A 9,989-nucleotide genomic window follows, 5' to 3' on the forward strand; every position below is an offset into this window, starting at 1 on the left:
TCCTCAATTATATTAAGAGTAGAGACGTTAATTACAATATTAAAAAAATGAACATTATAAGTTTTTTATAAATATTCAAAAGTAAAAAGAAAGTAATAAATCAGAATTATAAAAAAAAACTTTAATTGCATCTTTTAAATACAATTTTATAAAATTTTTTCCATCACAAAATCTTCCATCAAATAACCGTTTCCAATTTCGATATCAATGGTATTTATAACTGAATAGCCTTGTTTTTTGTAAAATTCTTTCGCGTTGTTGTATCGGTTTACATTTAGAAAAAGTGATGAATTATTATTTTCTGAGGCGATTTTTTCTACTTCATTTAATAATATTTTGCCAATTCCTTTTCCTTGTGTTTCTGGTAAAACGTAAATCTTGTGTAATTTGGTTTTGTTTGAAGATTCACAATTCAATTCATACGCGCAAAAACCCAAATATTTATTATTCTCTTCGATTAATAAAAAAACTTGATTCTCATTTATCAATTGATTTTCTAAATAATCTAAATTATAAAATTTATCTAACATAAAATTGAGTTGCACTCCTGACAAAATAGAACCATAAGTGCTTGGCCAGATTTTATAAGCTAAATCTTTGACAATCTCTAATTGAGATCTTGTTGCAACAGAAATTTTCATAAAAAACTAATTATTTACTTTTCGTTGTTCTCTTGCTAGCAAAGTATTTTTTAGCAACATTGCAATAGTCATAGGACCAACTCCTCCAGGAACTGGCGTGATATAAGATGCTTTTTTAGAAACATTTTCGAAATCGACATCACCAGTAATTAAGTATCCTTTGTCGTTTGTTTCGTCTGGAACTCTAGTAATTCCAACGTCTATAATAACTGCCCCATCTTTTACCATTTCTGCTTTAAGATAATTAGGAACACCTAATGCTGAAATTATAATATCCGCTTGTGTCGTAATTTGTGCAATATTTTTAGTGTAACTATGTGTTAATGTTACTGTCGAATTTCCTGGAAAACCTTTTCTTCCCATCAAGATACTCATAGGACGACCTACAATGTGACTACGACCAATAACTACAGTGTGTTTTCCTTTGGTTTCTACTCCGTAACGCTCTAATAATTCGAGAATCCCGAAAGGTGTTGCTGGAATAAATGTAGTCATATCGAGTGCCATTTTTCCGAAATTTTCGGGATGAAAACCGTCTACATCTTTACTTGGATCTATAGCCATTAATACTTTTTGTGTATCTATTTGTTCTGGTAATGGTAATTGTACAATGAATCCGTCAATGTCGTCATTCTGATTTAATTCCTTTATTTTTTTAAGCAATTCGGTTTCTGAAGTGGTACTTGGCATTTTTATCAATGTTGATTCGAATCCTACTAATTCACAAGCTTTTACTTTACTACCAACATAGGTTAAACTGGCGCCATCGCTACCCACAATCACTGCGGCTAGGTGTGGTACTTTTTCTCCGTTGGCTTTCATTTTATTAACTTCGGCTGTAATTTCGACTTTAATGTCTTGTGCTGTTTTTTTTCCGTCTAATAGAATCATTATATTTGTTGTATTGTAGTTGTGTAATATTTTTATTAAAAAAAGACGCGATAAATCGCGCCTTTTTTTAATATTATTTCATTCCAGGCATTCCGCCTTTCATTCCGCCCATCATTTTCATCATATTTTTCCCGCCTGGACCTTGCATCATTTTCATCATTTTGCTCATTTGATCAAACTGCTTCATCAATTGATTAACTTCCTCTAACTTCCTTCCAGCTCCTTTTGCAATTCTAGTTTTTCGTTTCACATCGATTATTGCTGGTTTGCTTCTCTCGGTTGGTGTCATCGAATAAATTATAGCTTCAATATGTTTGAAAGCATCGTCTTCAATTTCAACATCTTTTAGGGCTTTTCCTGCTCCAGGAATCATACCTACTAGATCTTTCATATTACCCATTTTCTTAACTTGCTGAATTTGAGATAAGAAATCATCGAAACCAAACTCATTCTTTGCGATTTTCTTTTGGATTTTCCTAGCTTCCTCCTCATCATATTGCTCTTGTGCTCTTTCTACAAGCGAAACAACATCACCCATACCAAGAATACGTTCTGCCATACGTTCTGGGTAGAAAACATCAATAGCATCCATTTTTTCGCCAGTTCCTACAAATTTGATTGGTTTGTTTACAACCGATTTGATCGAAATTGCAGCTCCACCACGTGTATCTCCATCTAATTTAGTAAGAATTACCCCGTCAAAATTTAAAATATCGTTGAAGGCTTTTGCCGTATTTACAGCATCTTGTCCTGTCATCGCATCGACAACAAACAATGTTTCTTGTGGCTGAATGGCTTTATGAACACGAGAAATTTCTGCCATCATTTCTTCATCGACAGCTAAACGACCCGCAGTATCGACAATAACTACATTAAAACCATTAGCTTTAGCGTGTTTGATTGCGTTTTGAGCAATTTCAACTGGATTTTTATTTTCCGGTTCAGAATATACCTCAACTCCTATTTGCTCCCCAACAACATGCAACTGATTAATTGCAGCTGGACGGTAAATATCGCAAGCAACTAATAATGGTTTCTTGTTCTTTTTAGTTTTTAGAAAATTAGCCAACTTTCCTGAGAAAGTAGTTTTTCCTGAACCTTGTAATCCCGACATTAAAATTACGGTTGGTGTTCCAGAAAGGTTAATTCCTGCAACATCACCACCCATTAATTCAGTTAGTTCATCTTTTACAATTTTAACTAATAATTGTCCTGGCTGTAATGTAGTTAGAACGTCAGCTCCAATTGCTTTTTCTTTTACTTTGGTAGTAAAATCTTTGGCGATTTTAAAATTAACATCGGCATCAAGTAAGGCACGGCGTACTTCTTTTAGAGTATCAGCAACATTTACTTCGGTAATTTTTCCGTGACCTTTTAATATATGGAAGGCTTTATCTAGCTTTTCGCTTAAACTATTGAACATAATTTTTTTATTTTAATGCCGCAAATTTAAGAATTTGAAGTGGATTATGTAAAGATTATTGAAAATAAAAATATTACTTAAAACATTAATTTTTTAACCGATTTTAACGGGCATTTTATTTTCATCAATCGCAACAAAAGTAAACTCTCCTGTAATGGCTTTTTCTCTTGAATTCGAATACATTTCTTCAATAAAAATATCGACTCTAACTTTTAGACTTGTAGTTCCTAAATAAGTTACTTTACCAATCAATTCAATAATGGTTCCATGCGGAATTGGTCTTTTAAAATCTATTCTATCACTACTAACGGTAACCATTTTCTGGCGACTATACCTTGTGGCTGTTATAAAAGCAACTTCGTCCATAAACTGCATGGCTGTTCCGCCAAATAAGGTATCGTAGTGATTTGTTGTGTTAGGGAATACGGCTTTAAAAACTCGTATAATTGAATCGTTAATTTTTTCTTCTTGTGTTTTCATAGTATTTAAGATGCTATTCTTTCGAAAGCGATATAGTTTAAAAATTCTCCTTTTTTATCAAATTTCGGAATTGCTTCAATTTCGCATAAATAAGTAGAACCGTCTTTTTTGTAGTTTACAATTACTTCTTTAAATGGTAATTTGTTAGTTATTGCTTGTCTAATATTATTTTTTGTAGTTTCTGACGTCAAAATTCCTTGAAATATTTTAGGTGATTTGCCCATAATTTCTTCCGCTTGGTAACCAGTCATTACTACAATGCTTTTTGTTGCAAAAATAATTTTGAAATTTTTATCGGTTACAATAATTTCCTTCTTTTCATTATTTACAATTTTTAGAAAACTTGTTTTTTCACTCCAATTTTTCTGAATAATATCGAAACTTAGTAATTCTAAATTCTTAATATTGTGAAAATCCCAACAAATAATAGGCAAGGGAATTGTTTTTAAACCTTTCCGATATTTTGCCCAAGCTTTATCATATTCCTCTAACATACTTGAATGAATTTGGAATATTGGAAAGCAATATTAAGTTGATGATTTGAATCGAATATTAATTCTTTGTGTTTCATGTTTATTCATTTTTTATTATTAAAAAAGTGAATAAAACAGACGTATTATTTCATTAGAGATTAATGAAATACGAGAGTCTAAGCACTTTCGTGATGCTTAAATAAAAATCAATTATTATGTATCTGACTTATTCCATAAAAAGGAAAACACAGTTGCACGACAGTTCAAGAATTTCACTTGATTCCACAGCGAAAGAAAAAAATCTTTCGGAATTGATTTAAGTTATTTTGTAAGTTACAAATGTAATAATTAATATAACAAATATTAATGTATAAATTATAAAATCAATTTGTGTCCATTTTGAATTTCAAAAATAGGATCCAAATATTAGTAATTCTTTTTTATCTTTTGCAAAATGATAAAACCAATCTCGCAATTGAATAATATCTGAAGGAATGAGTATTTTTAATGCTTTTAGTAATTCTTTCGAAAAAAGACTCAAATTGAAACTTACTTTTTCAAGAATAAATATGGTATAGTCTAACATATAATATTTTGTTGAGATTAACATAATTAAAGACTGCCCAATTATTGAGCAGTCTTTAAAACTAAACACGAACAAAATTCAAAGTTTAATGAGAAACTTCGATTTCTTTTAATTGGAACATTTCTGTATTAAATATTAATTTAAAATTGCATATTGAACCGTTGGATTTCCTCTAACTCCTGTATCATTTGTCATAGCTAACAATTTAATTTTATAGTAATTCCCAGTCACATCTTTCACTACATAAAAACGATCTGTTTTCACACTAGGTAATGTTGATGGACCACCACCATTTCTCCAATTAGAACCAATAATTCTTTGGTCTGTTGCTGAAGTTGTAAAGTTGACTTCCAAAATATTTGCCTTTACAAACGCATCATATGTAAACTCAGAAGTTAAAATTTGATATGCTTTTGTACCACCTTTCATGTTTGTAGTAATAAAATCAGAATATCCGTAAGTTACTTCGCTACCAAAGTTTACATAATTTGTAAATGTTGTAAAACTTAAATCCCATTTTGCTTTTTGTGGTTCCACCGCAACCGTAGTTCCAGATGTCATGCTGAAAAATGTGAAATTGAATTCCGCATCTTTAGCAATTGTTTTTTCTGTAAAAGTTGCTGATGCTAAGTCTGCATACTGAATTTTATATCCGTTTCCACTTCTTAAAAATCTTACTTTTTTCCAACCTCTCGCATCACCATCAATACTAACAGAACCTACATTTGGAGTTGTAGTTGAAACAGCAAATCCTAGATTTACTAAATACACTTTATTATCAGCATCCGTTGCTGAAACTTCTGCTATTGCTGTTCCCATTCCTAATCCAGCACCAGCTAAAACTCCTGTTGGATTGTCGCAATATCCGTTACTTGAAGCATTTGTTCCTGCTCCAACGGCTACATTTGAATCAGATGTTTGTGTTAACGTAATATCAGATGTAGCTAATTGTTTTACAGCCATTTTAATTGCTCCGTTAATGGTAACTCTAAAGTCAGCACCAGACGAAAATCCGAAATCCCAAGAAGCTCTATTTACAGCTGTTGAAGTTTCTGTGCTTAAATCTAAAAATACTTGATTTGGTTGATTGGCTCCACCAACAGCTGGTTGTTTAATTGCTCCAGTTGAGGCTGGTGTTTTTACTACAGGGTTAGTTTCGTCGTCTTTTGAACATGATGTTAAGGCTAGCAAGGCAAAACCTAAAGATAAAATTGAATTTTTCATGATATTTAAATATTAAAAATTAAGGTTATACGTGATTTTTAAAAAGTAAGAACGGCCATAAGCCAACATAATTTGTGAAGACTTAGCGTGTCCGGCTCCTTCATTGGTTTTGGTTTGATTGATACTCGTTACATTTAGCAAGTTTCTGGCGCCAATTGTTGTTTCCAATTTATCTTTAAGAAACGTTTTTCGAATAGAAGCATCTAACCAATTGCTCGAATCAATAGTTGAAATGATATATTCCGAAGTACCTTCTATAAATTGTTGCGATTTCCCATTTAATTTGTAGTAAGTAGAAAATGTAGTTTTCCATTTTGGTACGAAATAAGAAACACTACTGTTTAAGTTCATGGAATACAAGTATTTTTCGTTTGAAGCAAAAACCTGGTTTTCTATTTTTTGAGAAATTCCAATTACGGAAGCACCAATATTGAATGTCCAATTTTCTTTTTTGAATTGGTTCATAGTTGAAAAATTACACATTCGGTATTTACTAATGTTGATGTATTCATATTCCGGATTTCCGGTATCAGCATTAAATCTTACTAAAGCCATATCAATTCTGTCGTTCACATCTAAAAAACTTCCAGAAAAAGTGTTTGAAATTTGCAAATCAGATTGTAAAAAAGAAGTTTTTTTCAGACTCACTTCATACGACGTACTCGTTTCTGGAATCAGGTTTTCATTTCCTGCAAAAAAGTGTCCATCGAAAATTTGTTTCGAATATAATTCTTCAAAAGAAGGCGTCCTGAACGAATTTCCATACGATCCTCGAAGTTCAATGCCTTTATCAAATAAATATCTTAAACCAAGAGACGAAGCATATTGGTCTTTAAATTTCGATTGAGCCGAAAATCGCATTCCTGGACGAATGGAGAGTTTTTCCGTGGCTTTAACTTCTGAAGAAACAAAAAAATCATAGTTTTCAAGTGTTTTTCGAATCGGAACAATGATGTTATTCGCTTCTTGAACCAATGAAAAACCTTTGTTGTTGACAATTTCATAACCTAATTGTAAATCGACTTTTTTATCAGAAAAAAAATTACTAATTGTTCCTGTGGAATACAAAACTTCCATCGATTGGTCTTTTACAGTCACATTATTTCCTTCTGTTTTGGTTTGTAAATAATATCTGAAATCTTTCACATTTCGGGCTTGTTTTTGATTCGAAAGCGAAACATTATAATTTAATTTTGAGAAAATTTTCCCAGTGGCATTCAAATTATGAAAATAGCGGTTGACCAAATATCTTTTGTCATTTGCATATAGATAAGAACCCAATTGCGTATTATAACCCGATTGCACAGTGCTGTTATAGAAGTCAATAGTTTCATCTAAATATTCAAATTTGTAGAATGCATTGAAATTGTTTTTACGATAGGAAAGTAATGCGGTTGAGTTGAGTTGTTCTTTAGGAAGCCATCTGAAACCTCGATTTTGGTCGTTTTCGTTATAGTCTTTTCCTTTTTTATCATCTAAAAAACCTTGAAAATCATTTCTGTTCACACCTAAATTCACAAACCAATTCTCATTTATAGAATGAGAAACTTTTAATGCTTGAATATGTCTTCCACGATCAAAAAGTGAAAATTCATCTTTAACGGATTCTTCTTGTGTTGTTGCTGAAATATTCCATTTATCACGTGAAGATTTTTTAGTAACAATATTCAAAACTCCGCTAACGGCATTGGCTCCATGTGTTACGCCCATCGAACCCTCCACAATTTCAATTTGCTCAATGTCGTTTAAATTTATTTGCGATAAATCCGTATTATTTCCTAAACCGGCTTCGTTAACCAAAGGCACACCATCAACCAAAATCTTAAAATATTGCGCATCCAATCCAAATAAAGAAACCGTAGAACGTCCACTGGTTCCACTCGGCCTAACCGTAATATTTAAATACTGACTCAATACATCCGACAAATTATTTGCCGCTAAATTCTGAATATCCTTAGCCGTAATCAATCGCACATTGAAAACAGACTTTTTTATCGACTGAGGTGTAAATTGTCCTGTTACCACAACTTCATTTAGTTGTTTAATACCTGTATAATCAATCTTTTTTTCCTGACTTATCCCTTTTAAGTTTATAATAATTGTGAATACTATATAGAAGGTACTTTTCATTGTTTAGAATAATTCTTAATAATTTTTAGCAAATATATATTCTTATTTTTAATTATTCTAAATAAATATAATATATTTGCGAAAGAAATTTAATACTAAAATATAACGTTATGAAAATCAAAACAATTCTATTTTCAGCATCTATTATGCTAGCTGGTTTGTCAGCAAAAGGTCAAGATTTAAAAAACCCAGAAGACATAAAAGCGATTAAGTCTATGTGTGGCTGCAATGAAGTACAGTTTAATTTTGCTGAAACTTTTAGTTATTCTAAAGATAGTTTATACAAAAAATCGCCTATAAAACATGATACAGCGTTAGAATGGGTTGAATTATTAGAAGACCAATCAAATAAAATCTCATTGCAACATTTATTAATTGTTGGAAAAAATGAAAATGATATTGTAAAACATTGGCGTCAGGATTGGCTATTTGAAAACACTAATTTTTATACTTTCAACAAAGAAACTACTTGGAATTTTAATCAATTAAAGCCTAAAGAAGTAAAAGGACAATGGACACAAAAAGTATATCAGGTTGATGATAGCCCAAGATATGAAGGTACTGCCACTTGGATTCACACAGATGGAAGACATTATTGGGAAAACACGACAGATGCGCCTTTGCCTAGAAGAGAACATACTATTCGTAATGATTATAATGTTCTGCAACGAACTAATGTGCACGAAACAATAGCAACTGGTTGGATTCACGATCAAGATAATTCTAAACTTGTTAGAAAAGATAACGAAAAAGATGTTTTGTTAGCACAAGAAAAAGGACATGATGTGTACACAAAAGTAGAGGATTCTAAATGTAAAATAGCGCAAGATTGGTGGAAAAAGAACAACTCGGTTTGGAAAAAAGTTAGAGACCAATGGGAAATAATTTTCTTGAAAAACAAAACTTTATCTCTAGAGAAAAAAGTGGATAATCAATTTTTATTTATGAAATTATTTGAACTAAAACCAGACGCTACAAGAGAAGACGTTAACAAAATTATTGATAGTTACATTGTAAAATAAACACTATGTGTGAATTTTTAAACACAAGCCTGAATGGAAATTTGATTAAATGCACTCGTTCCGAAAATTTCCAATTGTCGTACAAGAATTTGACTTTTAGCTTGACTCCGTTTGAGCTAGAGAGTTTTAAAACTTATTTATCGAAGATTGATGCTAGTTATTGGGAGAAAGAATATGAGAATTCTATTTATGAGAAAAAAATTCCGATTCCTACCTTGCAAACAAACCTAATGCTACTAATAGATAGATATGAGTTATACGAACTTTTAGATTTGCTAAATCTCAAAAAAGGAAAAGTTTATCTAGATATAGAAGATATTAAATATCCTTTGATTTTGAATTAAAGTTTTATTTAAGTGAAAAAAGATCCGCCTCGTTAAAAAACAAGGCGGCTTTATTATGTTACATTCTTTCAGGAACATCAATCCCTAAAAGTTTGAAAGCTGTTTTTATAGTATCGGCAACCTTTTTAGATAATTGAACTCTAAAAACTTTCTTGTCGTGATTTTCTTCTCCAAGAATAGAAACTGTTTGATAGAAAGAATTGTACTCTTTTACTAAATCATAAATGTAATTAGCAATTAGCGCTGGACTATGATTAGTCGCAGCACTCTGAATTACTTCAGGATACATTTCAATTTGCTTGATAAGTTCTTTTTCTTTCGGATGTAATTCGGTTAAAATTGCAACTGCTGTATCAAAATCTGCTTTTCTCAAAATAGATTGTATACGAGCATATGTGTACTGAATAAAAGGACCTGTATTACCAGCAAAATCAACAGATTCTTCAGGGTTGAACATCATCGCTTTTTTAGGATCTACTTTAAGCATATAATATTTTAACGCACCTAAACCAATGGTTTTGTATAATGCAGCTTTTTCTTCTTCCGAATAACCTTCTAGCTTACCTAAATCTTCAGATAATTTTTGTGCTGTTTCAGTCATTTCTTCCATCAAATCATCAGCATCTACAACCGTTCCTTCACGTGATTTCATTTTTCCAGAAGGTAATTCGACCATTCCGTAAGATAAATGAAATAAGCTTGAAGCCCAATCGAATCCAAGTTTTTTTAATATCAAAAACAAAACTTTAAAATGGTAATCTTGCTCATTACCAAC

At 31.5% G+C, this 9,989-nt stretch carries 11 protein-coding genes; 2 read left to right on the top strand and 9 right to left on the bottom strand.

All coding sequences use genetic code 11. The annotated features are described in order from the left end of the window. Positions 1 to 146 precede the first annotated feature (146 nt). The 8 genes from ACHZC3_RS07905 to ACHZC3_RS07940 all read right to left on the bottom strand — a co-directional run bounded on the left by ACHZC3_RS07905 (position 147) and on the right by ACHZC3_RS07940 (position 7,848). A complete protein-coding gene (locus ACHZC3_RS07905) occupies positions 147 to 641 on the bottom strand; it encodes a GNAT family N-acetyltransferase (RefSeq protein ID WP_394759320.1) in 495 nt (164 codons plus the stop codon). A gap of 6 nt (positions 642 to 647) precedes the next feature. Then, positions 648 to 1,532: a bifunctional 5,10-methylenetetrahydrofolate dehydrogenase/5,10-methenyltetrahydrofolate cyclohydrolase gene (locus tag ACHZC3_RS07910; RefSeq protein WP_394759321.1), complete on the bottom strand. Its 885-nt coding sequence runs from the start codon at positions 1,530 to 1,532 to the stop codon at positions 648 to 650. 73 nt (positions 1,533 to 1,605) lie between these two features. Further along, on the bottom strand, positions 1,606 to 2,955 hold the full coding sequence (gene ffh / locus ACHZC3_RS07915) for a signal recognition particle protein (protein ID WP_394759322.1): 1,350 nt from the start codon (positions 2,953 to 2,955) through the stop codon (positions 1,606 to 1,608). 93 nt (positions 2,956 to 3,048) lie between these two features. After that, positions 3,049 to 3,435, bottom strand: coding sequence for an acyl-CoA thioesterase (locus ACHZC3_RS07920; RefSeq protein WP_394759323.1), 387 nt, complete (start codon positions 3,433 to 3,435; stop codon positions 3,049 to 3,051). Between the two features lie 5 nt (positions 3,436 to 3,440). Beyond that, positions 3,441 to 3,929 (bottom strand): PAS domain-containing protein, encoded by a 489-nt coding sequence (locus ACHZC3_RS07925; protein WP_394759324.1) that lies wholly within the window; start codon positions 3,927 to 3,929, stop codon positions 3,441 to 3,443. Positions 3,930 to 4,314: 385 nt separating this feature from the next. Then, positions 4,315 to 4,494 carry a hypothetical protein gene (locus tag ACHZC3_RS07930; protein WP_394759325.1) on the bottom strand — a complete coding sequence of 60 codons (180 nt, stop codon included), beginning with the start codon at positions 4,492 to 4,494 and terminating at the stop codon, positions 4,315 to 4,317. Between the two features lie 135 nt (positions 4,495 to 4,629). After that, a complete protein-coding gene (locus tag ACHZC3_RS07935) occupies positions 4,630 to 5,718 on the bottom strand; it encodes an HmuY family protein (protein ID WP_394759326.1) in 1,089 nt (362 codons plus the stop codon). A 12-nt stretch (positions 5,719 to 5,730) separates the two neighbouring features. Then, positions 5,731 to 7,848 (bottom strand): TonB-dependent receptor plug domain-containing protein, encoded by a 2,118-nt coding sequence (locus ACHZC3_RS07940; protein ID WP_394759327.1) that lies wholly within the window; start codon positions 7,846 to 7,848, stop codon positions 5,731 to 5,733. A gap of 110 nt (positions 7,849 to 7,958) precedes the next feature. On the opposite strand from ACHZC3_RS07940, the gene ACHZC3_RS07945 reads away from it, so the two are divergent. Both ACHZC3_RS07945 and ACHZC3_RS07950 read left to right on the top strand, forming a co-directional pair. Next, positions 7,959 to 8,870, top strand: a complete 912-nt coding sequence (locus ACHZC3_RS07945) for a DUF6607 family protein (protein WP_394759328.1) — start codon at positions 7,959 to 7,961, stop codon at positions 8,868 to 8,870. A gap of 5 nt (positions 8,871 to 8,875) precedes the next feature. Further along, entirely contained in the window at positions 8,876 to 9,214 is a 339-nt protein-coding gene (locus tag ACHZC3_RS07950) for a DUF6686 family protein (protein WP_394759329.1), read from the top strand. A 58-nt stretch (positions 9,215 to 9,272) separates the two neighbouring features. Here the strand turns inward: ACHZC3_RS07950 and argS are convergent. Continuing rightward, on the bottom strand, positions 9,273 to 9,989 hold a 717-nt coding region (gene argS / locus ACHZC3_RS07955), incomplete at its 5' end, for an arginine--tRNA ligase (protein ID WP_394759330.1).

Origin of the sequence: Flavobacterium sp. (assembly GCF_043720215.1) — a bacterium.
Classification (GTDB): Bacteria; Bacteroidota; Bacteroidia; order Flavobacteriales; family Flavobacteriaceae; genus Flavobacterium.